The organism is Pseudomonas sp. S2_A05, from assembly GCF_054668485.1.
This window is the reverse complement of record NZ_CP162775.1, coordinates 4370335-4395749: the sequence shown is the minus strand read 5'-3', so window position 1 is coordinate 4395749 and position 25415 is coordinate 4370335. Positions and strand designations below refer to the sequence as shown.

The following is a 25415-nucleotide window of genomic DNA, read 5'->3' as shown; positions in this document are numbered from 1 at the left end:
CCCCTCCGGGAGAGGGCTGGGGTGAGGGGCTGCTGTTAGACACAAACCTCAACTTCCCCGAGATGCCCGCCATACGGCCCAAAACTGCGCTCCACCATCCGCCGCGTGCCGTCCGCCTGCACAACCAACGCTGTACTCGCCCGCGTCCCGTAACTCTGGCTGGCAATAAACACGCTCGACAGCAACGACTCCGTCGCCATGCCCACCCCGGTATCCGGCAATTCGGCCTCGGGTGCGGTCTGTGCATCGCTGAGCAAGGTCAACAAATGCTCAGGCTGCGGATCATCCAGTACCGCGCTCAACGCCGCCCTGGCCTTGAGCAGTTTCGGCCAGGGCGTATCCAGCCCCGCGTTGGATAACCCATAAACTCCAGGCTGCAACATCACCGGCTCTGACGCTCGTGCATTGAAATGCCACAACTCATGGGCATTGCCCAGCAGCAGATTGAACCCGGCATATTCGGCGGCACGGGCCACTACATCGCTCAAATAATCATCAATCGACAGATCAGTCGTGAGAAACCGCGCTACCAGCTCGCCCCGGGATTTGGTCGCGGGCGGCTGTTGCGGATCGCGGATATTGGTCAGCGCTGCGAAGCGTCCGTTGCTGCCGATCCCCAGCCAGGTGCCGCCAGCTTCAAGATCGCGCCCGGCATGCACCTGTGACGCCTCGGGCCACGGCGCCAATGGCAGGCTGGGGCGGGCGTAGAACTCGTCGCGGTTGGCCGCGACGATCAGCGGCTGGGCATGGCCCGGGCGCCAGGCGAAAACAATCAGGCACATAAGGTGGTCCTTGTGTGTTTTTTGCCCACTCTACGCATCCGGCGTCCGTGCATCCATCGCCAGTGGAGCAGAAGGCTGCGCATCCGTTAACATGCCGCTCCTGTTTTGCCGATGCGTGCTGGAGACGGTCATGGAATTTCTGCTCTACCTGGCGCTCGGCGCCTGTGCGGGCGTGCTCGCCGGGCTGTTTGGCGTTGGCGGCGGGATCATCATCGTCCCGGTGCTGGTGTTCAGCTTCACTTTGCAGGGCTTCGATCAGTCGATTCTTACGCACCTGGCGGTGGGCACATCGCTGGCGACGATCATATTCACCTCGGTCAACGCCGTGCGTGAACATCACCGTCGTGGCGCGGTGCGCTGGGCGATTTTTCGCTGGATGACCGTGGGCATTCTGCTCGGCGCCGGTTTCGGTGCGCTGACCGCAGAAGCCATCTCCGGGCCGAACCTGCAAAAGATCATCGGTGTGTTCGCTCTGGTGATCGCCGTGCAACTGGCGCTGGATGTCAAACCCAAGGCCAGCCGAACGGTACCGGGCAAACTCGGTCTGACTGCCGCCGGTACGGTGATTGGCTGGGCGTCGGCGATTTTCGGTATTGGCGGCGGCTCGCTGACCGTGCCGTTTCTGACCTGGCGCAGCGTGCCGATGCAGCAGGCCGTGGCGACCTCATCGGCCTGTGGCCTGCCGATCGCTCTGGCCAGTGCAGCAAGTTTCATGATTCTGGGGTGGCACGATCCGTTGTTGCCGGCCCATAGTCTCGGTTTTGTTTATCTGCCGGCATTGTTGGGCATCGCCCTGACCAGCATGGTCTTCGCTCGGCTCGGCGCGCGTCTGGCGCACAGGTTGTCGCCGCGCTTGCTGAAAAGGCTGTTCGCCGCTTTGCTGTTCTGCGTGGGTTTGAGCTTTCTGCTCTGACCGCGTGGCAATCCTGGCTTAATCCTGAGGTGGCAGCGTCACCCGGGAATTTTGCTTTCAACTCTAACAAGGAGTCGCAATGCTGCCTTACCCGCAGATCGACCCGGTGGCCCTGGCCATCGGTCCGCTGAAAATCCACTGGTACGGTCTGATGTACCTGATCGGCATCGGCGGCGCGTGGCTGTTGGCGTCGCGCCGGCTCAACCGCTTCGACCCGACCTGGACCAAGGAGAAACTCTCCGATCTGGTGTTCTGGCTATCGATGGGCGTGATCGTTGGCGGCCGTCTGGGTTACGTGCTGTTCTATGATCTGAGCGCGTACCTGGCCAACCCGACGCTGATTTTCGAAGTGTGGAAGGGCGGCATGTCGTTCCACGGCGGATTCATCGGCGTGATGCTCGCGGCCTTGTGGTTCGGCAAGCGCAATGGCAAGTCGTTCTTCCAGCTGATGGACTTCGTCGCGCCGATGGTGCCGATCGGCCTGGGCGCCGGGCGCATCGGCAACTTCATCAACGCCGAGTTGTGGGGCAAGGCGACCGACGTGCCGTGGGCGATGGTGTTCCCGCCGTTCAGCGATCCGGCGCAGTTGCCGCGCCACCCGTCGCAGCTGTATCAGTTCGCCCTCGAAGGCGTGGCGCTGTTCCTGATCCTGTGGATCTTCTCGCGCAAACCGCGCCCGACCATGGCGGTCTCCGGCATGTTCGCGCTGTTCTACGGCATCTTCCGTTTCATCGTCGAGTTCGTCCGCGTCCCGGATGCTCAGCTCGGCTACTTGGCGTGGAACTGGCTGACCATGGGTCAGGTGCTCTGCGTGCCGATGATTGTCGGCGGGCTGTTGCTGATCTGGCTGGCCTATCGTCGCGCCCCGGCAGCGCCGCTCGCGCCGACGGCTTAAACTACGAACCCCGGCGCGCGACGCCGGGGCTCCAAGGACACAGGTACCTCATGAAGCAATATCTCGAACTGGTCTCGCACGTCATTCAGAACGGCACCAAACAGGCCAACCGCACCGGTATCAACACCATCAGTTTCCCGGGAGCGATGCTGCGTTTCGATCTGCAGGAAGGCTTCCCGGCGATCACCACGCGCAAAATGGCCTTCAAATCGGCCATCGGCGAGATGTGCGGCTTTCTGCGTGGCGTGAACAACGCCGCTGAATTCCGCGCGCTGGGCTGCAAGGTCTGGGACCAGAACGCCAACGAAAACGCGCAGTGGCTGGCCAACCCGTTCCGTCAGGGCGACGACGACCTCGGTGAAATCTACGGCGTGCAATGGCGCAAGTGGCCGGCGTACAAGCAGATCCCGCTGAGCAACACCGCTGCCATCGAACAGACCCTGAGCAACGGCTACAAGCAGATCGCTCAGGGCGAAGAAGACGGCCAGGCCTACGTCGTGCTGTACAAGGCGATCGACCAGGTACGCAAGTGCGTCGACACGATCATCAAGGATCCGGGCAGCCGCCGCATTCTGTTCCACGGCTGGAACGTCGCCCAGCTCGATGAAATGGCCCTGCCGCCATGCCACCTGCTGTACCAGTTCCACCCGAACGTCGAGACCAAAGAGATCTCGCTGACCCTGTACATCCGCTCCAATGATCTGGGACTGGGCACGCCGTTCAACCTCACCGAAGGCGCCGCACTGCTGAGCCTGATCGGTCGCCTGACCGGTTACACGCCGCGCTGGTTCACCTATTTCATCGGCGATGCGCACGTCTACGAAAACCACCTGGACATGCTCAACGAACAGCTCAAGCGCGAGCCGTTTGCCATGCCGAAACTGAAAATCTCCGACCGCGTGCCGGAGTTTGCCAAGACTGGTGTGTATCAGCCGGAATGGCTGGAGCTGGTCGAGCCGAGCGATTTCTCGCTGGAAGGCTATGAGCACCATCCGCCGATGACCGCGCCGATGGCGGTCTAAACCACACCGCAATATCCCTGTGGGAGCGAGCCTGCTCGCGAAGAGGGCGTGTCAGTCACAGATGTGTCGACTGATACACCGCTTTCGCGAGCAGGCTCGCTCCCACATTTGTTTTTGCGGTGTGCTTAGTGGCCGTGGCTACGGCCGACGTGGGAATGCTCAACTTCGGTCGCGACAACCCCGCCACTCACCTCCAGCCGCTGCAAGATCCCGCATTGATCCGCATCCGGCCCTTCGCCACAGCGTTGGCGCAGGTCGAGCAGTTGTGTCTGCAAGGCCAGCAAGCCATCAATCCGCGCCTTCACATGCTGAATATGTTCGTCGATCAGCGCATTGACGCTCTCGCACTGATCCTGCGGGCTGTCGCGCAGGGCGAGGAGGCTGCGGATTTCTTCGAGGGTCATGTCGAGGGTGCGGCAGTTGCGGATGAAGGTCAGGCGCTCGGCGTGGGCCTGGGTGTAGACGCGGTAGTTGCCGTCGCTGCGCGCCGGTTCCGGCAGGAGGTTTTCGCGCTCGTAGTAGCGGATGGTTTCAACCGCACAGTCGGTGAGTTTCGCCAGTTCGCCGATCTTCATGACCGCCATCTCCAAAAGGGTGCTTGACCCTATAGTGGCTACAGGGTCTTTACTTGGCAACAGGCACCTTCATGGACGCGACCAATGAGCGATTCCCTGCACACCCACAAGCGCGGCGACGGTCACGATCACAGTCATAAATTGCAGCCCGTGCATAAACATGCGCATGGCGGCGATTCCTGCTGCTCGTCAAAAGCCGCCGCACCTGCGCGGGTGCAACTGAGCGAAAAGACCAGCGCCGACGCGCGCCTGAGCAGCTTCCGCATCGAGGCGATGGACTGCCCGACCGAGCAGACCCTGATCCAGAACAAGCTCGGCAAACTGGCCGGGGTGCAGCAACTGGAATTCAATCTGATCAACCGCGTACTTGGCGTGACCCACAATCTGCCGGGCACCGAGCCGATCACCGAAGCGATCAAGTCCCTCGGCATGCACGCCGAGCCGCTCGAGGCGGGTGTCGACGCGCCGGCACCGGCTGCGGTGAAAAAACACTGGTGGCCACTGGCGCTGTCCGGCCTGACCGCGCTGGGCGCCGAAGTCATTCATTTCACCAGCGCCGCGCCGGACTGGGTGGTGGCAGTCGTTGCGCTGGTGTCGATCCTCAGCGGCGGCCTCGGCACTTATAAAAAGGGCTGGATCGCCCTGAAGAACCGCAACCTCAACATCAACGCGCTGATGAGCATCGCCGTGACTGGCGCGATTCTCATCGGCCAGTGGCCGGAAGCGGCGATGGTGATGTTCCTCTTCACCGTCGCCGAGCTGATCGAGGCACGCTCGCTGGATCGTGCACGCAATGCGATCAGCGGCTTGATGCAGATGACCCCCGAGCAAGCCACGGTCTTGCAGGCCGACGGCAACTGGCGCGAACAAGAGGTGAAAAGCGTCGATCTCGGCGCCCGCGTGCGGGTGAAACCCGGCGAGCGCATCGCGCTGGACGGCGCGGTGGTCAGCGGCAGCTCGACCATCGACCAGGCGCCGATCACCGGCGAAAGCCTGCCGGTGGAAAAAACCGTCGGTGACAAAGTCTTCGCTGGCACCATCAACCAGGCCGGTTCGCTGGAATACACGGTGACCGCTGCGGCGAACAATTCGACCCTGGCGCGGATCATTCACGCCGTCGAACAGGCCCAGGGCGCGCGGGCACCGACGCAGCGCTTCGTTGATCAATTCTCGAAAATCTACACCCCGGCGGTGTTCGTCTTCGCCTTGGCCGTGGCGATCATCCCGCCGTTGTTCATGGGCGCGGCGTGGTTCGACTGGATCTACCGCGCGCTGGTGTTGCTGGTGGTTGCCTGCCCGTGCGCACTGGTGATTTCCACCCCGGTGACCATCGTCAGCGGCCTCGCGGCGGCGGCGCGCAAGGGCATTCTGGTCAAGGGCGGCGTGTATCTGGAGGGCGGCTTCAAGCTTGATTATCTGGCGCTGGACAAGACCGGCACGATCACCCACGGCAAACCGGTGCAGACCGATTACCTGTCACTCGACCCGACGGCCGATGCCAGCGCACCGGCAATCGCCGCCGCGCTGGCCGGGCGCTCCGATCACCCGGTGTCGCTGGCGATTGCCAACGCCGCTGTGGATAAAAACCTCGCCGCGCTGACTGTGGATAACTTCGAGGCACTGGGCGGGCGCGGTGTTAAAGGTGACATCAACGGCCAGACTTATCACTTGGGCAATCATCGTCTGGTCGAAGAGCTCGGCCTGTGCTCACCGCAGCTGGAAGAGAAGCTGTTCGCCCTGGAAAAGCAGGGCAAATCCGTGGTGTTGCTGCTCGACAAATCAGGCCCACTGGCACTGTTCGCCGTGGCCGACACGGTCAAGGAAACCAGCCGCGAAGCGATTCGTCAGTTGCATGAACTCGGGGTGAAAACCCTGATGCTGACCGGCGACAACGTCCACACTGCCGAGGCGATTGCCGCCCAGGTCGGCATCGACGAGGCGCGCGGCGATTTGCTGCCGACCGACAAGCTGCAAGCCATCGAAGATCTGTACAAGCAGGGCCACCGGGTCGGTATGGTCGGCGATGGCATCAACGACGCCCCGGCACTGGCCCGCGCCGAGATCGGGTTCGCCATGGCCGCCGCCGGCACCGACACCGCGATCGAAACCGCCGATGTCGCCCTGATGGACGACGATCTGCGCAAGATCCCTGCGTTCATCAGCCTGTCGCGCAACACCGCGAGCATCCTGAAACAGAACATCGCACTGGCGCTGGTGATCAAGGCGATCTTTCTTGCGGTAACCTTTGCCGGGCTCGCCACCATGTGGATGGCGGTGTTTGCCGATATGGGTGTGAGCCTGCTGGTGGTGTTCAACGGTTTGCGCCTGCTGCGCAAATAAACGTGAGGGATGGTTGTGCTGAGTGCCGAGCTGAAAGCGTTTTACATGGTCGCCCGCCTGGGCAGCATTACGCTGGCGGCGAAAAAACTCGGCCTCAGCCAACCGACCGTGACCACGCAAATCCGCAATCTGGAGAGTCAGTATTCGGTGGAACTGTTCTACCGTGGCGGGCGCCGCTTAAGCGTCAGTGACGAAGGCGCGCGCTTGCTGCCGATGGTCAAGACCCTGTTGCAGCAAGAGGCGGACATCGAGTTTTTCCTGCGCAACAGCGGTCAGGTGCAGGGCACGCTGCGCATTGCCGCGACGGCGCCGTATTACATCCTCGATCTGGTGAAGACCTTCCGCGAGCGTTTGCCGCAGGTGGAAGTGTCGGTGGAAATCGGCAACTCGCAGCAGGTCCTGGAAGCGCTGGAGGATTACCGCGTGGATGTCGCGGCATCGTCGCAGTTGCTCGACGATGCGCGGTTGATTCGCCGGGTACTCGGCACCGATCCGCTGGTGCTGGCGGTGCATCGCAATCATCCGTTGGCCGCGCAGGAACATGTGACGCTGAACGCGCTGGCCGGGCATACGTTGTTGATGCGCGAGCCGGGTTCGACCACGCGGCGGTTGACCGAAGAGTTGCTGGCCAGCGCCGGAGTGAGCTTCGGGCCGCTGCTGGAAATCGGCAGCCGTGAGTCGATCCGCGAAGCGGTGCTGCGCAATATCGGCATCAGCATCATTGCCCGGCAGGAAGTGCCGCATGATCCGCAATTGCGCGTGCTGACCATCGAGAATGCGCCGCAGATTCCGGAGTATCTGTATTGCCTCAAAGAGCGCAAGGGTGCGCGGTTGCCGGCGGCCTTTTTGGGGCTCGCACAGGAAATGTCCCCGGCCTGAAGATGATCGTTCCCACGCGGAGCGTGGGAACGATCTGCAGTGAACCAAAATCCCCGAATACCACTATCAGCCGTTTTTGCCTCGCTGCCACATGACGGACGCATTACAACTCTAGGATTGGCCTCATCCGTTTGATGAGGCCTGTCCATGAATCCTGCCATCGCAACTGCCCTGACCAACCCCGGCGCGCCGATGAAAGTGCGCGGCGTGCACAAGCGTTTCGGCGCGTTCACTGCGCTGGATAACGTCTCCCTTGATGTCGCCGCCGGCGAACTGGTGTGCCTGCTCGGTCCATCGGGCTGTGGCAAGACCACGTTGCTGCGCTGCATCGCCGGGCTGGAGCAGCAGGACAGTGGCGAGCTGTACCTGGGCGATCGCGATGTCTCGCACCTCGCCCCGCAAGCACGGGATTACGGGATTCTGTTCCAGTCCTACGCGCTGTTCCCGAATCTGACGGTCGAGGCGAACATTGCCTACGGCCTCGCGGGCAGCGGCCGCGATGAAGTGCGCCGGCGAGTCGGTCAGATGCTGGAACTGGTCGGTCTCACCGGCAGTGAGAAAAAGTACCCGGGCCAATTGTCCGGCGGTCAGCAACAGCGGGTCGCGCTCGCTCGCGCATTGGCGCCGGCGCCGTCGCTGCTGTTGCTCGATGAACCAATGTCGGCCCTCGACGCGCGGGTGCGCGAGCATCTGTGCACCGAGCTGCGTCAGCTGCAACGCAACCTCGGCATCACCACGCTGATGGTCACGCACAATCAGGACGAAGCGATGCTGATGGCCGATCGCATCGCGGTCATGAATAACGGCCGCGTCGAGCAGTACGCCACGCCGCAGGAAATCTACAACCGTCCGGCCACGCCGTTCGTGGCCGAGTTTGTCGGCCAGGGCAACTGGCTGCCGTTCCAGCGCAGCAGCGACAGTCACGCCCAGGTCGGCGGGATGAATCTGCGTCTGGCCGAGGGCAGCGTGCACGGCGCTTCGGGTCGACTGTTCTGCCGCCCGGAGGCGATCAACGTCAACCCGCTGGTGCACGAAGAGAACCTGTTCCCGGCCAGGGTTCGCGAAATCACTTTTCTCGGCAACCGCTGCCGGATGAGCTTCGAACTTGATCAATTGCCGGGCCACGCGCTGCTCGCCGAGCTCGCGCCAGAAGCCATGCCGCGCCTCGGCGCCCAGCAGATCATGGTCGCCTTGCCGCCGCGCAGTTTGCAGGTGTTCGCCTGATGAACAGCAACCTCGCGCTGCCGCTACCGCACAAGCAGGTGCGACAGTCCTCGAAAGCCGAGATCGGCGATCGCCTGTTCGTGCTCGGCGGCAAAATCCTCCTGCTGGTGTTGCTCGGTCTCGCGGTGCTGCTGCCGTTGCTGGCGATCTTCTGGCGCGGTTTCAGCAATGACGCCGGGCAGGGCGGTGGCTGGCTCGCGGCGAAGGAGTTGGTGACCAGCGCCAATTTCCACTGGTTGCTCGGCAACAGCCTGAAAGTGTCCCTCAGCGTGGCGGCCATTGTCGTACCGCTGGCCTACCTGTTTGCCTACGCGCTGCAACGCACGCTGATTCCGGGCAAAGGCATCTGGCGCGGGATCTCCCTGCTGCCGCTGATGGCGCCGTCGATGCTGCCGGGAATTGCGCTGGTCTATCTGTTCGGCAATCAGGGCATGCTGCGTGGGCTGCTCTCGGACAATATCTACGGGTTCTGGGGCATTGTGCTGGGTGAGGTGATCTACACCTTTCCCCATGCGCTGATGATTTTGCTCTCGGCATTGTCGCTGGCCGATGCGCGGCTGTTCGATGCCGCATCAAGCATGGGCGCCAGCCCGGCCAAGGCGTTTCGCAGCATCACCTGGCCGGCGACCCGCCAGGCGGTGTTCGCCGCGTTCTGTCTGGTGTTCACCCTGACTATCACCGATTTCGGTGTGCCGGTGGTGGTCGGTGGCGACTATCAAGTGCTGGCGCTGGAGGCCTACAAAGCCGTGGTCGGCCAGCAGCAATTCGGTCGCGGCGCGTTGATCGGCATGGTGCTGTTGCTGCCGGCGCTGTTCAGTTTCGGTGTCGATGCCTGGTTGCGTCGCCGCCATGGCGACTCCATGAGCGGACGCGCGCAGGTGTTCAAACCGCTGCCGTCCAGGCTGCGCGACGGCTGCTATCTGGCGATCGTTTTGCTGATCAGTGCGGCGTTGATCCTGGTGTTCGGCATGGCGGTGTTTTCGTCGCTGGTGAAGTTCTGGCCGTACAACCTGTCGCTGTCGCTCAACCACTATCAGTTCAACGAGACCGCCGGCGGTGGCTGGCTCGCCTACGGCAACAGTCTGAAGATGGCTCTGGGCACGGCGCTGATTGGCAGCGTGCTGATTTTCACTGGCGCCTATCTGATGGAGAAAACCCGCACTCAGCGCGGGCTGAACCTGGCTTTGCGCATGCTCAGCTTCGTGCCGATGGCGGTGCCGGGGCTGGTGCTGGGCCTGGGTTACGTCTTCTTCTTCAACCTCAGCGGCAATCCGCTGCACGTGCTCTACGGGACGATGACGCTGCTGATCGTCTGCACCATTGCGCACTACCTGACCACCGCACAAATGACCGCGACCACCGCGCTGCGCCAGCTCGATGCTGAGTTCGAGGCTGCGGCGCTGTCGCTGAAGGCGCCGCTGTACCGGCATTACCTGCGCGTGACCGTGCCGATCTGCCTGCCGGCGCTGCTGGACATCGTGCGCTACCTGTTCGTCTCGGCAATGACCACGGTTTCCGCCGCGATCTTCCTCTACAGCCCCGACACCATCCTCGCGGCGGTGGCGGTGCTGAACATGGACGATGCCGGCAACGTCGGCGGCGCGGCGGCGATGTCGACCCTGATTCTGTTCACTTCGGCCGGCGTGTCCTTGCTGCTGGCGTGGGCTTCGCGCGGCTTGCTGCGCCGTTCCCAGGCCTGGCGGCAAACCGCGCCCGGTCACTGATTGCAACTCCGTTCAACTCATCTACAGGAAAACGCTCATGTTCAAGCCTATGGCCCTGGCCGCTGCTGTGCTCGCGACTTTCAGCCTGAATGCCTTCGCGGCAAAAACCGAGTTGACGGTGTACACCGCCCTCGAAGCCGAACAACTGAAGTCCTACAAGGAGGCCTTTGAAAAGGCCAACCCGGACGTCGAGATCAAATGGGTGCGCGATTCCACCGGGATCATCACCGCCAAACTGCTCGCCGAAAAGGCTCGTCCGCAGGCTGACGCGGTGTGGGGCCTGGCCGCGTCGAGCCTGGCGATTCTCGATCAGCAAGGCATGCTGCAAAGCTATGCACCGAAGGATCTGGCCAAGATCGGCGCGAATTACCGCGACGCCGCCAACCCGCCAGCCTGGGTAGGCATGGATGTGTGGGCCGCGACCATTTGCTTCAACACCGTCGAAGCCGAGAAGCAGGGGCTGAGCAAACCGGTCAGTTGGCAGGACCTGACCAAGCCTGAGTACAAGGGCAAGATCGTCATGCCCAATCCGGCGTCGTCCGGCACCGGTTTCCTCGACGTCAGCGCCTGGCTGCAAACCTTCGGCGAGAAACAGGGCTGGGCCTACATGGACGGCTTGCACCAGAACATCGGCCAGTACGTTCACTCCGGTTCCAAGCCGTGCAAACTGGCGGCGGCGGGGGAGTTTCCGATCGGGATTTCCTTTGAATATCCAGCCGTACAGCTGAAACGCCAGGGCGCGCCGCTGGACATCATCCTGCCGAAGGAAGGTCTGGGCTGGGAGATCGAAGCGACGGCGGTGATCAAGGGCACGCCGCATGAAGAGGCAGCGAAAAAACTCGCTGACTTCTCCGCCAGCGCCGAGGCGATGGATCTGTACAAGGAAAACTTCGCAGTGCTCGCCCAGCCGGGGATTGCCAAGCCGCAAACCGAATTGCCAGCCGACTATGAGCAGCGCCTGATCAAGAACGACTTTGCCTGGGCCTCGAAGAATCGCGACGAGATTCTGGCTGAATGGCGCAAGCGGTATGACGGCAAGTCCGAGAAAGTTGTCGCCAAGTAAGATCTTTATCGACTGACAAGGCCCCTTCGCGAGCAGGCTCGCTCCCACAGTTGCAATGCTGTCCCCTGTGGGAGCGAGCCTGCTCGCGAAAGCGGTTTCTCATTCAGAGCACCTCTACATGACACAACCCAAAGACCTGCTCATCATCGGCGCTGGCATCCTCGGTCTGTCCCACGCCTATGCCGCCGCCAAACGCGGCCTGAAAGTCGCGGTATTCGAACGCACAGCCACGCCCCTTGGCGCTTCGGTGCGCAATTTCGGCCAGGCACTGGTCACCGGTCAGCCGCCCGGCACCATGCTCGACCTGGCCAGGGCCAGCCGCGAAATCTGGGGCGACTGGGCGCAACTTGCCGGTGTGCAGATCAAGCGCAACGGTTCGTACCTGTTCGCCCGCAGCGAGGCCGAAGAACACCTGCTCGAAGCCTTCTGCGCCGACCGCGCGGTCGAGCATGGCTACAACGTCGAGCTGCTGCGCGGCGCGGCGTTGCGTGATCTCTATGGCGGCCAGTTCAGCCATCACCGCGCCGCGTTGCACGGTATCGATGATCAGCAGTTGTACTCGCGCGAAGCGATTCCGGCGCTGATCGACTATCTGCGCCGCGACCTCGGTGTCGAGTTTCACTTTTCCACGCTGGTGCGCGACGTCGAGCCGGGGCATTTGCACAGTACCGCCGGCAGTTTTACCGGCAAGCAGATCATCGTCTGCTCCGGCCACGATTATCAGACCCTGCTGGCCGAGCCGATTGCTGCGCTCAATCCGCAGATCTGTCGTTTGCAAATGCTCCGCGCCAGACCGCAGGCCGGTCTCAATCTGCAACACGCCGTGCTCACCGGCCTGAGCTGCGTGCACTACGGCGCTTTCGCCGATCTGCCGGAAGCCGCAGCGGTGCAGGCGCAGATCCTCCGTGAACAACCGCACCTGCACGCTAACGGCATTCACTTGCTGATCAGTCCGACGCCGTATGGCGAGTTGATCATCGGCGATTCGCATCATTACGGCAGCGATGCTTCACCGTTCAACGCCGAACAGGTCGACAACTGGATGCTCGAACTCGCCGAGCAGACGCTGGGCTGCCAGGTGCAAGTGGTCGAACGCTGGCAGGGCGTCTATGGTTCTCGGGGGCCAGGGCCGTTTTCATTCCTGCGTCCGGCACCGGGCCTGAGCGTGGCGCTGATGCACACCGGCGTCGGCATGAGCGTCGGCCCGGCGCTGGCCGAACGCAACATCGCGCAGTTACTGGAGGAGGCATGAATCACGAACAGGTGATCGCCCGGGTGTTCGGCCTGTATGAACGCTTCGGCGCCAGCGATTACATCGGCGAACCGGTGTCGCAGCTCGAGCACATGTCCCAGGCCGCAGAACTGGCCATGGCTGAAGGCTGTGACGATGAAGTGGTGCTGGCGGCGTTCTTTCATGACATCGGCCATTTGTGTGCCGAGGGCGCGGAAAACATGGGCGGTTATGGCGTGGTCAGCCATGAACGGCTCGGTGCCGACTATCTGCGTGAGGCAGGTTTCAGCGAACGGCTGGCGCGACTGGTGGAATATCACGTTCAGGCTAAACGCTATCTGACCTTGCGCGAGCCGGGGTATTACGCGCGGTTGAGTGAGGCGAGTCGCAGGACGCTGGAATATCAGGGCGGGGTGATGAGCGCGGCTGAGGCGGATGCGTTCGAGGCTGATCCGTTGTGTGCGCTGAGTTTGCGCATGCGGCGCTGGGATGAGTTGGCGAAGGAGGTTGCGGTGCCGCTGGTGGATCTGAGTGTGTTAAAGCGCAAGGCTGAGAAATTGTTGTCGGCTGAGTGATTGCAGCCCTCACCCCAGCCCTCTCCCGGAGGGAGAGGGCGCTGATCTCCATGCTTTTCAAACCTGAGTTCGACTGGATATCTCAGGTCGGTGTATGACCCAAGAGCAACACAGTCGGCCCCCTCTCCCTCCGGGAGAGGGCTGGGGTGAGGGGGTAGCGATCTAAAGCTCAAGCACCCGATCAACCAACGCCTCAACCTGCTCCTGCCGCTCCGCCTGATTCAACTTCGCCTGCGGATTGAGCGACGACCACTGCGGATGCGCACGGGCCTTGTTCAGCGCTTCCGGCAACTTGCCTTCGCGCCAGGTCTTGTCCACAGGCGTGGCCACCTGAATGCTGTCCATCGCCGCATGCCCACGCCGATCCAGGGCCAGCAGCAACTGGCGCTGGCGCAACGCCAACAGGCGCAGCACGGCGTCATCCACTGTCAATTCCCGCTGGCCTTTGATCTTGCCGAGCAGGCGACTGCCATAACTGCGCGCGGTTTGCAGTGCGCCACCGGCAATCGCGCCGGCCAGTGCTGCCGCGCCGAGGGTAATCCCGCCGACCAGCAAATCCACACCAGCGCCGGCCGCCGCACCGGCAGCAATGCCGCCGCCGACGCGCACGCCGAGTTGTTTCAGGGTTTCCGGGTTGAACAGGTCATCGCCCCAGCGCCCGTCGAGCAACGGCAAATCACTGGCCGCCGCGTCCTGCGGGCGAAACGCGTAGAGCTTGAGCAACGCCTCAACGCACTTCTGCTCACGCTGGCGTACGGCTTTGCGCAGCTCGCTGATTGCCTGCTGCTCCTGCTCGGCTTCGCTGACCACACTGCGCCGGCACGCGGCGCAGTCGATCAGCAATTCGGCAATCAGGCGTGCGGCGCTTTGCTGACGGGCGAGGCGCTGCGCCTGCTGGTCGGCGATCAAGCGCTCCAGTTGCGGCCGGGCGTTTTCCAATAGTAGGGCGAGGCTCTCGTACAAGCGCCGCTCGCCATCCTCGGGCGGCGCGACGCTGTCGAAACGTACCAACGCATGCAGCCCCAACCGCGCCAGCGCTTCACGCCAATCGGGTTCGCGATGGTTGGCGCTGCTGACGAAATTCAGCACTGGCAGCAGCGGTTTGCCGCAACTGGCGAGCACTTCCAGTTCGTCGCGATACTTGGCCAGCACCGGTTCACGGGCGTCGATCACATACAGCCCGGCGTCGGAAGCGAGCAATTGCCGCAGTACCTTGGCCTCCTGCTCGAAACGCTGGCGCGCCTCGCTGCCGTCGAGAAACCGCGCCAGCCGCGCCGGGCCGTCGAGGCGTTCGCCGGGGCGTTCCAGGCGTTCGAGAAAATCCAGCAGGGCGATCGCATCTTCCAGCCCCGGCGTGTCGTACAGATCGAGCAACGGCTCGCCATCCACCGACAACCGCGCGCCTTCGACATGCCGGGTGGTGCTCGGCCGGTGCGACACTTCGCCGAAGCCGACGTCACGGGTCAGCGTGCGCAGCAGCGAGGTCTTGCCGACGTTGGTGTGGCCGACAACCGCGAGTTTCAGCGGGGCCTTGCGTGCATCAGTCATGTCCGCTCTCCAGCCAGTTCATCGGCGCGCAATCGGCAAACGGCAGTTCCAGCTGTTGCAGCGCCGCGTGCCAGTCACCCAGACGTCGCCCGTCCAGCGCTTCGCCAGGCGGCGCTTGCAGCAGCCAGATGCGAGTGGCGCCGGCATTGCGTGCGAGTTCGGCGATCAATGCGAGGCTGCCGCGATCCGGCGAGCGTCGTGGATCGCAGGCGATGGCCAGCCGCGCCGGCGGGAAGCGACTGAGTTGTTCGAGCAGTTTGTGCCGCGATTCGCGACTGTCGAGGATACCCGCGTTGCCGACGTTTTTCGGCAGCGCGGGTGGCCACGGACGCTGTTCGTCCAACTCGATCGCCACCAGCAGCGCGCCTTCACTGGCCAGTTCGCCGACGTTGCTTTCGACGCGATGCAGTTGCGCCGGCTCCGGGTCGTTGACACCAAGGCGCTCGCTGGTTGGCATCAACCGTTCGCGCAGTTGCGCGTAGCCGGGCAAATTCAGATCCAGGCGCAGCGCGGCTTTGCCGCTGTTCCAGCGCCACAGACAGAACAGCGCGAGCAGCAGGCGCGGCAGCACGCCGTAGACCACCAGCACACCGACCAGCCAGGTCGCCCAGGCCTGTCGCGCGCTTTCAATATCCAGTGCGCCTGCGCCGCTGGCGCGGATCATTTCCTCGGTCGGCACATTGAAGCCGAGCAGCGCCGGCAGATAGCCGAGGGCCTGGGTGACGTGAATAAAGGTGTCGGCACCGAGGATCGTGGTTTCCCAGACAAAGCCGTAGCGCCGCGTGGCCATCAGGGTCAGCAACAGAATCAGCGCGCTGAGCATCGCCAGCAGCCACAGGCCATTGACCAACGCGCCGAGCGCCCAGCGGTTGAGTTTCTTGCGTTGCAGCAGCAACAGCAGGGCCGGCGCCAGTTGCGCGGCTTTGGCATCGCGGGCGAATTTTTCGCTGAGCCACAGCCACAAGCGCCCGAGGGTGGCGCCGTGTTCGCCTGCGAAAATCAAGCCCAGCGCCCAACTCAGCAGCAAAATCAGATTGATCCCGAGCAGACTGCCCAGCGCCCAGAACACATTCACCGGCGTCTGCCCAAGTGCGGCGAAAGCCAGACCGGCGCCGCTGAGCACGGCGAAAATCATCAGCAGCACCAGCGCCAGACGCGCGCCTTGCAGCCAGTGCTTGAGGGCGGCGGTCAGTCCGTCACGCTCGGCCAGCCATAGCGCCCGGCGCGCAATGCGGCTCGGCAGATCGCCGCCAGCGGCGCGGGCCAGACGATTGGCTTCCAGATCGTCCAGCGGCCCCGCGTGTTCTTCGCGCAGGCGGATGGTTTCGGTGAGCCAGAGGTTTTGCAGTGGAGTCAGTTCAGTCACGCGGCGTCCCGTCGCTAAATCGAGCGCTGAGCATAACCGCTGTGGCGCTTATCGGGGTAAGCGCGGCTCTGGTATCCTCGCTGGCATGACTAAATCACTGCCCCTCAGCCTGATCGCAGCCCTCGGTGAAAACCGCGTGATCGGCGTCGACAACAGCATGCCCTGGCACCTGCCGGGGGACTTCAAATACTTCAAGGCGACCACGCTCGGCAAGCCGATCATCATGGGTCGCAAGACCTGGGATTCGCTCGGCCGGCCGCTGCCGGGGCGCTTGAACATTGTGGTCAGCCGTCAGCCTGATCTGCGGCTCGAAGGCGCCGAGGTCTATCCGTCGCTGGAAGCCGCAGTGGCCCGCGCCGAGGAATGGGCGAAAGCCCAGGGCGTTGATGAACTGATGCTGATTGGCGGCGCGCAGTTGTATGCGCAAGGGCTGGCGCAGGCCGATCGGCTGTACCTAACCCGCGTAGCGCTGAGCCCGGAAGGGGATGCGTGGTTTCCGGAGTTTGATCTGAGCGAATGGAAGCTGGTGTCGAATGTACCGAATCCGGCAGAGGGCGATAAACCTGCATATAGCTTTGAGGTTTGGGAGAAAGCCTAACAGCTTCGCGAGCAGGCTCGCTCAGTCGCTGAGAAGCTTAAGCCTGGGCCAACTCTGCGTGCTCATCGGCATCCAGCAGCGCTTTATCCGTCTGCTGCATGACCTGACTGGTAATCGCCCCTGCGGTAATCGAGCCACTCACGTTCAACGCGGTGCGGCCCATATCGATCAGCGGCTCGACCGAAATCAGCAACGCCACCAGTGACACCGGCAAGCCCATCGCCGGCAGCACGATCAGTGCGGCGAACGTTGCGCCGCCGCCAACTCCGGCGACACCGGCCGAACTCAACGTGACAATCGCCACCAGCGTCGCGATCCACAATGGATCCAGCGGGTTGATGCCGACCGTTGGTGCGACCATCACGGCCAACATCGCCGGGTACAGGCCTGCGCAACCGTTCTGGCCGATGGTCGCACCGAACGAGGCAGCGAAACTGGCGACTGACGACGGAATGCCCAGACGACGGGTCTGCGCTTCGATGCTCAGCGGAATGGTCGCCGCGCTGGAGCGGCTGGTGAAAGCAAACGTCAGCACCGGCCAGATCTTGCGGAAGAAGCGCAGCGGGTTGATCCCGGCGGCCGACACCAGCACGCCGTGCACGACGAACATCAGGCCCAGGCCGATATACGAGACCACGACGAAACTGCCCAGCTTGATGATGTCCTGCAGGTTGGAACCGGCGACCACTTTGGTCATCAGCGCCAGCACACCGTACGGGGTCAGCTTCATCACCAGACGCACCAGACGCATCACCCAGGCTTGCAGGGTGTCGATGGCGCTGATCACTTTCTGACCTTTCTCGACGTCGTCCTTGAGCAGTTGCAGCGCGGCAACCCCGAGGAACGCGGCGAAGATCACCACGCTGATGATCGAGGTCGGCTTGGCCCGGGCCAGGTCGGCGAACGGGTTCTGCGGAATGAACGACAGCAGCAATTGCGGCACATTGAGGTCGGCGACCTTGCCGGCGTAGTCGTTCTGAATGGTTTGCAGGCGTGCCATTTCCTGAGTGCCGGCGACCAGACCTTCAGCGCTGAGGCCGAACAGGTTGGTCAGGCCGATGCCGATCAGCGCCGCGATGGCGGTGGTGAACAGAAGCGTGCCGATGGTCAGGAAACTGATCTTGCCCAGCGACGAGGCGTTGTGCAGGCGGGCGACGGCGCTGAGGATCGAAGCGAACACCAGCGGGATCACGATCATTTGCAGCAACTGCACGTAACCGTTGCCGACCAGATCGAACCAGCCGATCGAGGCTTTCAGCACCGGATTGCCGGCACCGTAAATCGTGTGCAGCGCGACGCCGAACGCCACGCCGAGGACCAGTGCGAGCAGGACTTTTTTCGCCAGGCTCCAGGTGGTGTGGCGGGTCTGCGCCAGACCGAAGAGCAGGGCGAGGAACACCAGCAAGTTGAGAATCAGCGGTAGATTCATGAGAACTCCAGTAAAGACTGTGCCAACAGCCATCCGGGGCTGCTGCGAACCGGCAAGCCTAACAGCTTGATTTGCAATGATTTAATACCAAAATGGCTGGGCATCCGTCGTTTTTGGAATAAGCGCGTGTCGTTGTCGGCAATGCATCTGGCGCGCAGGGGACGCAGGCGGTCGCTGACAGGCGAGGGTTGTCACACTGATTTGTTAGCGTCGAACTCTTTGCATCGGGGAGTAGCGCTATGAGAATTGCACGCACGTTGTTGGCTGTAGCACTGGCGGCTGGCCTCGCCGGCCATGCATTCGCCACGGACCTCAAGCACTGGCCGGCGGATCAGGCCAAGGCGCTGGACGCGATGATTGCCGCCAACGCCAACAAGGGTAATTACGCGGTGTTCGACATGGACAACACCAGTTACCGCTACGACCTCGAAGAATCCTTGCTGCCGTTCATGGAAAACAAGGGCCTGATCACCCGCGACAAGCTCGACCCCTCGCTGAAACTGATGCCCTTCAAGGACACCGCCGAGCACAAGGAAAGCCTGTTCAGTTATTACTACCGGCTCTGCGAAGTCGACGACATGGTCTGCTACCCGTGGGTGGCTCAGGTGTTCTCCGGCTTCACCCTCAAGGAGCTCAAGGGCTACGTCGATGAGCTGATGGCTTCGGGCAAACCGGTGCCCGCGACGTATTACGAAGGCGATGTGGTGAAGAAGCTCGACGTCAATCCGCCGAAGATCTTCACTGGCCAGCAGGAGCTGTACAACAAGCTGATGGAGAACGGTATCGAGGTCTACGTGATGACCGCCGCTTCAGAGGAGCTGGTGCGCATGGTCGCGGCGGATCCCAAGTACGGCTACAACGTCAAACCGCAGAATGTCATTGGCGTTTCACTGCTGCTCAAGGATCAGAAGACCGGCGAGCTGACCACTGCGCGCAAACAGATCACTGCCGGCAAATATGACGAGAAGGCCAACCTCGGCCTGGAGCTGACGCCGTACCTGTGGACCCCGGCAACGTGGATGGCCGGCAAGCACGCAGCGATCCTGACCTATATCGATGAATGGAAAAAACCGGTACTGGTCGGCGGCGATACCCCGACGAGCGACGGTTACATGCTGTTCCACGATGTCGATGTGGCCAAGGGCGGCATTCACTTGTGGATCAACCGCAAGGACAAGTACATGACGCAAATCAACGGCATGATGGCCGTGCACGCGGCGGCGCAGGCCAAGGAAGGCTTGCCGGTGACGGCGGACAAGAACTGGGTGATCGTCAAACCGGAAGACATCCAGTAAGCCACGATCGCATGTAGGAGCTGCCGAAGGCTGCGATCTTTTGATCTTGTTTTGGATCGTTCCCACGCTCTGCGTGGGAATGCAGCCCGTGACGCTCTGCGTCACTGGACGCGGAGCGTCCCTTGAGACATTCCCACGCAGAGCGTGGGAACGATCAGCCCCGCACATGGCGGGGCATTTTTGCATCGACGATTTGACGGTTACAGCCCGTCGAGCATCGCTTTGTTGCGCACCGCGCCCTTGTCGGCACTGGTGGCCAGCAGGGCGTAGGCCTTGAGCGCGGTGGTCACTTTGCGTGGACGCACCTCGACCGGTTTCCAGCCTTTCTTGTCCTGCTCGGCACGGCGTGCCGCCAGTTCTTCGTCGCTGACCAACAGGTTGATCGAGCGGTTCGGAATGTCGATCAGCACCTTGTCGCCATCCTGCACCAGACCAATCGCGCCGCCGGCCGCAGCCTCTGGCGAAGCGTGACCGATTGACAGGCCGGAAGTACCGCCGGAGAAACGCCCGTCGGTGAGCAGCGCACAGGCTTTGCCCAGACCTTTGGATTTCAGGTAGGACGTCGGGTAGAGCATTTCCTGCATGCCCGGGCCGCCTTTCGGGCCTTCGTAGCGAATGATGACGATGTCGCCTTCCTTCACTTCGTCAGCGAGGATGCCGCGCACGGCGCTGTCCTGACTTTCGAAAATTTTCGCGTTGCCTTCGAAGACGTGGATCGACTCATCGACCCCGGCGGTTTTCACCACGCAACCGTCCTGCGCGATGTTGCCGTACAGCACGGCGAGGCCGCCTTCTTTCGAATAGGCGTGCTCGAAGCTGCGGATGCAGCCGTTTTCACGATCGTCGTCGAGGGTTTCCCAACGGGTCGACTGGCTGAACGCGGTCTGGGTCGGAATGCCCGCAGGACCTGCCTTGAAGAAGTGATGCACGGCTTCGTCGCTGGTCTGGGTAATGTCCCACTTGGCGATGGCTTCTTCCATGCTGCGGCTGTGTACGGTCGGCAGGTCGGTGTGCAGCAGGCCGCCACGGGCCAGCGAACCGAGGATGCTGAAAATGCCGCCGGCGCGGTGCACGTCTTCCATGTGGTACTTCTGGATGTTCGGTGCGACTTTGCACAGCTGCGGCACGCTGCGCGAGAGACGGTCGATGTCGCGCAGGTCAAAATCGATCTCGGCTTCCTGGGCGGCTGCGAGCAAGTGCAGGATGGTGTTGGTCGAACCGCCCATGGCGATGTCGAGCATCATCGCGTTCTCGAACGCCTTGAAGTTGGCGATGTTGCGCGGCAGCACGGAGTCATCGTTCTCGCCGTAGTAACGCTTGCACAGCTCGACGATGGTGCGACCGGCCTGCAGGAACAGCTGTTCGCGGTCGCTGTGAGTGGCCAGAGTGGAACCGTTGCCCGGCAAGGCCAGACCCAGTGCTTCGGTCAGACAGTTCATCGAGTTGGCGGTGAACATGCCGGAGCACGAACCACAGGTTGGACAGGCGCTACGCTCGTACTCGGCGACTTTCTCGTCAGAAGCGCTGGAGTCGGCGGCGATCACCATGGCGTCGACGAGGTCGAGGCCGTGGGAGGCGAGTTTGGTCTTGCCCGCTTCCATCGGGCCACCGGAAACGAAGATCACCGGGATGTTCAGGCGCAACGCGGCCATCAGCATGCCCGGGGTGATCTTGTCGCAGTTGGAAATGCACACGATAGCGTCGGCGCAGTGGGCATTGACCATGTACTCGACGGAGTCGGCGATGATCTCGCGGCTCGGCAGCGAATACAGCATGCCGTCGTGGCCCATGGCGATGCCGTCATCGACGGCGATGGTGTTGAATTCCTTGGCCACGCCACCGGCGCGTTCGATCTCGCGGGCGACCAGTTGACCCAGGTCCTTCAGGTGCACATGCCCCGGGACGAACTGGGTGAACGAGTTGGCGATGGCAATGATCGGCTTCTTGAAGTCGTCATCTTTCATGCCGGTGGCGCGCCACAGTGCGCGGGCGCCGGCCATGTTGCGGCCGTGGGTGGATGTTTTCGAGCGGTAATCTGGCATGGAGCACTCCGGGCGGCTAATCACGTACTAAAGGGGAGTGAGCTTCTGTTGACCTCTGAAACACCCGAAAAATGGCCGTGTGTCCGGAAGCTGCCGATGACGTTGCGGGATCGCCGCTGGTCTCAGCCTGAGCTCATAAACCCGCCGGGGATGAATGGCGATGAATGAGGCGATTCTACACCGCTGGCGTCGCGAGGGAATGGCGCAAAGCGTTGTTCCCCCGCTGAAGAGGCACGCGGGATGACGACTGGCAGGATCAGTGGTCGCCTCCCGGCATCACCGGATTGCTGCGCAGGTTGCTGACGCGACGGCCAATCACGCTGTTGAGCAACAGCGATACGCCGCTCAACACCACGAAGCCGTAACCCAGCGTCGCTTGCAGGTTGGCCGGGCCGAGGCTGATCAAGGCGCTGACCAGCCCGCCACAGATAAAGATGATGGTGCTGCCGGCGGACGCCGATGCGCCGGCATTTTCGGCGAACAGGCTCATGGCGCGGGAGGTAGCCGGTGGCCGGGAAATGGTCGTGCCCACCGTGCAGATGAGCATTGGAATCAGCACCGTCGCAGCTGACAAATCATGATTGGCGGCCAGATAGAGCATTACCAGTCCCGAGAGCAGGATCAGACTCAGCCCGGTAAAAATCTGCTGTTGCGCATTGATATGCCGGTTCAGCACGCTGGCGAGCACGCCGCCAAAGACATAGGCGGCGCCGTAAATCAGCAGGATCAAGGCGAAATCGTAAGGTGCCATCTGCAGCTGCTCCATGAAGATCAGCGGGGAAATGACTATGAAGGAAAAGTGGCAAGCGAAAGCGAATGCGGAAATCAGCCAGCAGCCGACAAATTCGAAATTGCCCAGGACGCGCTGATAGGACTGGATGAAGCCAAGGCGGGTGGGATCATGAGGAGGACGGCTGTTATCGAGCAATCGCCAGGTCTTGATCAGAACTGCTGCGGCCAGGGCGATGAAGACCCAGAAGCTGCCGCGCCAGCCGAGCGTGGCTTGCAGAAACGTGCCCGCCAATGGTGATACCGAAATGAAGATGCCCGTTGCGGTGACCATCAGGATCCGCAGGCGATCACGCTCGTTGCCTTCGAACAGATCCTGCACCAGTGCCTGGGACAGCACGAAGCAACCGCATCCCAGCGCCTGCATCACCCGGAAAATCAGGAACAGCGTGTAGTCATTGCTCAGCACGCAGCCAAGTGCGCCGAGCAGCGACACGCTCATGCCGGCAAGCAGCAGACCTTTGCGCCCGATCACATCGGACAACGGGCCGATCAATAACTGGGCAAATGCGATGCCCACGGCAAACAGACTGATCGACAGCGCGATGTCGTTTCCCGATCGGCCAAAGTGGGCTGCCAATGCCGGAAAGGAAGGCAGCAGCACATCCAGCGGAAACACCCCAAGCAGGATCATCGCCAGCAGCAGGCTGATTGCTCCGCGCTGTTGTCGGCGGGTGGTTGCACGGCTGTGTTTATCCATCGATCAATCCTGCTTTGGCGAAGAGTGTCTGGTTATGGGGCAATGCAAAGAAGCCGGCCTTGTGCAGGGCCTCCACAGTAGGTTTGCAGCCAACGCGTGCACGGGCGCGGTTGGCCTGCACCGTTGCCGTGCCGCCGACAATCTCCATCACGTCGATCTCGGCAATACCGGCCGAACGCAGGCTTTGTTGCAGCCAGCCTTCATCTGCTTCGAAGAAGATGGAAATGATCTCCACGAGCGTCTTGCTGGCGAACAGGCGTTGACGACTGTTCATCGCAATCCAGAAGTAATGGAAGGCTTCGGCGAAATAGCGGCTGTGCCGGGCTTCGTCGGCAAGGTGATCGCGCAACATGTCACTCACACTGGACACCAGCGTGTCGCGGCAGACCTCCAGCAACTCGCGGGCAATGATGGTTTCCGAGACAAATCCCAGCAGGAACCAGGCCAATGCACGGTTTTTCTCCGGCGTGCGCGCGATCAAAGCGTTCATGCGGCTGATCCGCTTCGGAATGACCGGTCGCCGGGTGATGCCGTAGAGCGCAGCGATCTGCTCGGCAATCTGGTTGGAAAACAGCGCGTGGTAGCCCTCGTCGGTATACAGCTGCAGTGCCGCATGTTTCATCGGTAGCGGTATATAAATGGGCAGTTCGCGGTGCACGATGACTTCCACCGCGCGGTTGACGATGCGGTGTTCGAGCAGGGTGGTGTAGTCGAGGAAATACACCAGATGATTGGCGGTAAGGCGGTGCAGGGTTTCGCGACCTTTGGCCTGGATGGCCGGATGCGCCAGATAGGGCACAAAGGCCGGGGGTAACCAGTAGCGGGTTTGCAATTGCTGCTCGACATCGCCCGGTAATCGATAGTCGTGGACACTGCTGCGTACCGATGCACGGTTCTCCCAGCCTGGAAGCGTGAATTTGAGCGACCATGACACCGGGGCTTCGCTTTCGTCCATAGCCGTGGGAATCATGACTGTGCTCCGCTGAGCAGATCACGCATTTCCTGGCACATGGCCTGGCCATCGCTTTGTCCGCAGCCGACGAAGAACAACGGTTGCTCGGCGCTGTCCGCGATGCCGAGCAGGGTTTCAATCTGTGCGTCGGCAAATGCGCCGGTCAACCAGGTGTTCAACCCCAGCGTCGTCGCTACCAGTTGAAAGGTTTGCGAGAGATGACCGGCTTCGATGAAGGCCATGCGATAGGCACGCGAGTGCTCGTACTTCCACCAGAGACGATCAAACCTTGCAGTGATGAACACGCCCAGTGGCAGGTTGTTGATGAAATGCTGGCCGCCGAGCAATTGACCCAGCTCCGGATCCGGCAGCGCATTGATCCGACTCAGGGCGTGTTCGGCAGGGTGATAGGCGTAGATGCCGGGTTCCAGTCCGCTGACATTTTGCGCCAGGACAAATCCCTCACAGGCGTTCAGTCCGCCGCCGGACGGGCAGCTTCGGCGTGCCTCGAGACCCGGTGCGACCGGATCGTCGTGGGCATTGTCGCGTGGGGGAAGATAGCCGAGGGTCAAATACAGCAGCGTGCCAACCTCATCCAGTGTCACCGCTACACCGGTGTAGGAACGACAGGTTTTGCGCCTCATCAGGGCCTGAGTCAGGCTGTCATCATCAATGGCGCCCGGTACGGGCAGGGTAATCAGGGGCTGCACTGATCGCCGCGCCCGGGTGTCTGCAGGTTCTGGCTTCGCCAGCACTTCGCTGCAGTGCGCCAGATATTGCCTGGACCACTCGTGGATATTCCGAGGCGTATGTGCGCTAGGTATGTTTTGTGTGCCGATGTGATAGATCTTCGACAATTCATCCCAGCCCCAATTCGGGCTGTCTATTTTGGAAGTTGTCAGAATTCCTGCGTCCAGAAGTTGTGTGTCTATTATGTTGTTCGGATCAAATAATTCAGGGTTGTGTATAAGTCTGGCGAGGCGATGGGAGTAATCAAGATCAAGTTCGTGTTGAGTGTGGTTCTTGTAGTTCCAGACAACTTGTCCAGGCGGGCGCGGCAATATAAAAAGAAAAGGATTGATATACATGGGCTCAGGTCACTCGGGAAAAAGTCTGATGGACGCCAGAGTGCCGGCACTCTCCGGCGTCCAGGCTTACTTAGCGGCCGGTGGCTGCAACCAGAAAGGCCAGGTTGGCGAGTTTGTCTGTTTCGAGATAAATGGTTTTCATGATGTGAACTCCTTGTTCGTTGGTAGTTGAGTCGCTTCGTTGCGACAACTTCATATTAGTTTGTAATCGAATATTGGCAAGCGGATATTAAGTAGGAATATTCCAGTAATTTTGTCGGAGTGATCTTTTGCAGGAGGCTTACTGTGTAGGTTTAATTTCCATGATTGACAGGCATGACGAAACTTCCTGCAAGGCAGCGAGAAAGAAGTTGTAGGAAGAGGGCAGTACACTCATGTCGAGTGT

21 protein-coding genes are annotated in these 25415 nt (G+C 61.7%); 12 read left to right on the top strand and 9 right to left on the bottom strand.

The window, feature by feature from the left end; genetic code table 11:
* Window positions 1-35: 35 nt before the first annotated feature.
* On the bottom strand, window positions 36-782 hold the full coding sequence (locus AB4O12_RS20055; protein WP_457264969.1) for an NRDE family protein: 747 nt from the start codon (window positions 780-782) through the stop codon (window positions 36-38).
* Window positions 783-912: 130 nt separating this feature from the next.
* Between AB4O12_RS20055 and AB4O12_RS20050 the strand changes: the two genes are divergently transcribed.
* The 3 genes from AB4O12_RS20050 (at window position 913) to AB4O12_RS20040 (ending at window position 3612) form a co-directional block, all read left to right on the top strand.
* Complete coding sequence (locus AB4O12_RS20050; protein ID WP_016772682.1) at window positions 913-1695, top strand: sulfite exporter TauE/SafE family protein; 783 nt, start codon at window positions 913-915, stop codon at window positions 1693-1695.
* Window positions 1696-1774: 79 nt separating this feature from the next.
* Entirely contained in the window at window positions 1775-2590 is an 816-nt protein-coding gene (gene lgt, locus AB4O12_RS20045) for a prolipoprotein diacylglyceryl transferase (RefSeq protein WP_016772683.1), read from the top strand.
* A gap of 50 nt (window positions 2591-2640) precedes the next feature.
* Window positions 2641-3612, top strand: coding sequence for a thymidylate synthase (locus tag AB4O12_RS20040; protein WP_460059631.1), 972 nt, complete (start codon window positions 2641-2643; stop codon window positions 3610-3612).
* A 125-nt stretch (window positions 3613-3737) separates the two neighbouring features.
* Here AB4O12_RS20040 and cadR read toward each other — a convergent pair whose 3' ends face one another.
* The gene (cadR, locus tag AB4O12_RS20035; protein WP_256807894.1) at window positions 3738-4187 is read right to left on the bottom strand and encodes a Cd(II)/Pb(II)-responsive transcriptional regulator; all 450 of its coding nucleotides are present in this window, start codon (window positions 4185-4187) and stop codon (window positions 3738-3740) included.
* Between the two features lie 84 nt (window positions 4188-4271).
* On the opposite strand from cadR, the gene AB4O12_RS20030 reads away from it, so the two are divergent.
* The 7 genes from AB4O12_RS20030 (at window position 4272) to AB4O12_RS20000 (ending at window position 13223) form a co-directional block, all read left to right on the top strand.
* Window positions 4272-6527: a heavy metal translocating P-type ATPase gene (locus AB4O12_RS20030; protein WP_460059630.1), complete on the top strand. Its 2256-nt coding sequence runs from the start codon at window positions 4272-4274 to the stop codon at window positions 6525-6527.
* A 15-nt stretch (window positions 6528-6542) separates the two neighbouring features.
* Window positions 6543-7406: a LysR family transcriptional regulator gene (locus AB4O12_RS20025; RefSeq protein WP_038861192.1), complete on the top strand. Its 864-nt coding sequence runs from the start codon at window positions 6543-6545 to the stop codon at window positions 7404-7406.
* Between the two features lie 147 nt (window positions 7407-7553).
* Window positions 7554-8630 carry a putative 2-aminoethylphosphonate ABC transporter ATP-binding protein gene (locus tag AB4O12_RS20020; protein WP_252884983.1) on the top strand — a complete coding sequence of 359 codons (1077 nt, stop codon included), beginning with the start codon at window positions 7554-7556 and terminating at the stop codon, window positions 8628-8630.
* Window positions 8630-10354 carry a putative 2-aminoethylphosphonate ABC transporter permease subunit gene (locus AB4O12_RS20015; protein ID WP_122748338.1) on the top strand — a complete coding sequence of 575 codons (1725 nt, stop codon included), beginning with the start codon at window positions 8630-8632 and terminating at the stop codon, window positions 10352-10354. The genes AB4O12_RS20020 and AB4O12_RS20015 overlap by 1 nt, the downstream gene beginning before the upstream one ends.
* Before the next feature lie 37 nt (window positions 10355-10391).
* Entirely contained in the window at window positions 10392-11417 is a 1026-nt protein-coding gene (locus AB4O12_RS20010) for a putative 2-aminoethylphosphonate ABC transporter substrate-binding protein (protein ID WP_460059629.1), read from the top strand.
* Window positions 11418-11535: 118 nt separating this feature from the next.
* Window positions 11536-12669: a TIGR03364 family FAD-dependent oxidoreductase gene (locus AB4O12_RS20005; protein WP_460059628.1), complete on the top strand. Its 1134-nt coding sequence runs from the start codon at window positions 11536-11538 to the stop codon at window positions 12667-12669.
* Window positions 12666-13223, top strand: coding sequence for a phosphonate degradation HD-domain oxygenase (locus AB4O12_RS20000; RefSeq protein WP_122881795.1), 558 nt, complete (start codon window positions 12666-12668; stop codon window positions 13221-13223). Before AB4O12_RS20005 ends, AB4O12_RS20000 begins: the two co-directional genes overlap by 4 nt.
* Window positions 13224-13385: 162 nt before the next feature.
* Here the strand turns inward: AB4O12_RS20000 and AB4O12_RS19995 are convergent, their stop codons facing one another.
* Together AB4O12_RS19995 and AB4O12_RS19990 are read right to left on the bottom strand one after the other, a co-directional pair.
* Window positions 13386-14771 carry a GTPase/DUF3482 domain-containing protein gene (locus AB4O12_RS19995; RefSeq protein WP_460059627.1) on the bottom strand — a complete coding sequence of 462 codons (1386 nt, stop codon included), beginning with the start codon at window positions 14769-14771 and terminating at the stop codon, window positions 13386-13388.
* Complete coding sequence (locus tag AB4O12_RS19990; protein ID WP_460059626.1) at window positions 14764-16137, bottom strand: DUF2868 domain-containing protein; 1374 nt, start codon at window positions 16135-16137, stop codon at window positions 14764-14766. Before AB4O12_RS19990 ends, AB4O12_RS19995 begins: the two co-directional genes overlap by 8 nt.
* Before the next feature lie 85 nt (window positions 16138-16222).
* On the opposite strand from AB4O12_RS19990, the gene AB4O12_RS19985 reads away from it, so the two are divergent.
* On the top strand, window positions 16223-16735 hold the full coding sequence (locus tag AB4O12_RS19985) for a dihydrofolate reductase (RefSeq protein WP_460059625.1): 513 nt from the start codon (window positions 16223-16225) through the stop codon (window positions 16733-16735).
* A 37-nt stretch (window positions 16736-16772) separates the two neighbouring features.
* Here AB4O12_RS19985 and AB4O12_RS19980 read toward each other — a convergent pair whose 3' ends face one another.
* Entirely contained in the window at window positions 16773-18164 is a 1392-nt protein-coding gene (locus AB4O12_RS19980; protein ID WP_236167729.1) for an L-cystine transporter, read from the bottom strand.
* 239 nt (window positions 18165-18403) lie between these two features.
* Here AB4O12_RS19980 and AB4O12_RS19975 point away from each other — a divergent pair, with 239 nt between their 5' ends.
* The gene (locus tag AB4O12_RS19975) at window positions 18404-19459 is read left to right on the top strand and encodes an HAD family hydrolase (RefSeq protein ID WP_460059624.1); all 1056 of its coding nucleotides are present in this window, start codon (window positions 18404-18406) and stop codon (window positions 19457-19459) included.
* A gap of 200 nt (window positions 19460-19659) precedes the next feature.
* On the opposite strand, the gene ilvD is transcribed toward AB4O12_RS19975, so the two are convergent.
* From ilvD to AB4O12_RS19955, 4 genes are all read right to left on the bottom strand, one after another.
* A complete protein-coding gene (ilvD, locus tag AB4O12_RS19970; RefSeq protein WP_024014684.1) occupies window positions 19660-21501 on the bottom strand; it encodes a dihydroxy-acid dehydratase in 1842 nt (613 codons plus the stop codon).
* 256 nt (window positions 21502-21757) lie between these two features.
* A complete protein-coding gene (locus AB4O12_RS19965; RefSeq protein ID WP_460059623.1) occupies window positions 21758-22990 on the bottom strand; it encodes an MFS transporter in 1233 nt (410 codons plus the stop codon).
* Window positions 22983-23960, bottom strand: a complete 978-nt coding sequence (locus AB4O12_RS19960) for a diiron oxygenase (protein ID WP_095181321.1) — start codon at window positions 23958-23960, stop codon at window positions 22983-22985. The genes AB4O12_RS19965 and AB4O12_RS19960 overlap by 8 nt, the downstream gene beginning before the upstream one ends.
* On the bottom strand, window positions 23957-25030 hold the full coding sequence (locus AB4O12_RS19955; RefSeq protein ID WP_460059622.1) for a SagB family peptide dehydrogenase: 1074 nt from the start codon (window positions 25028-25030) through the stop codon (window positions 23957-23959). The genes AB4O12_RS19960 and AB4O12_RS19955 overlap by 4 nt, the downstream gene beginning before the upstream one ends.
* Window positions 25031-25415: the final 385 nt, after the last annotated feature.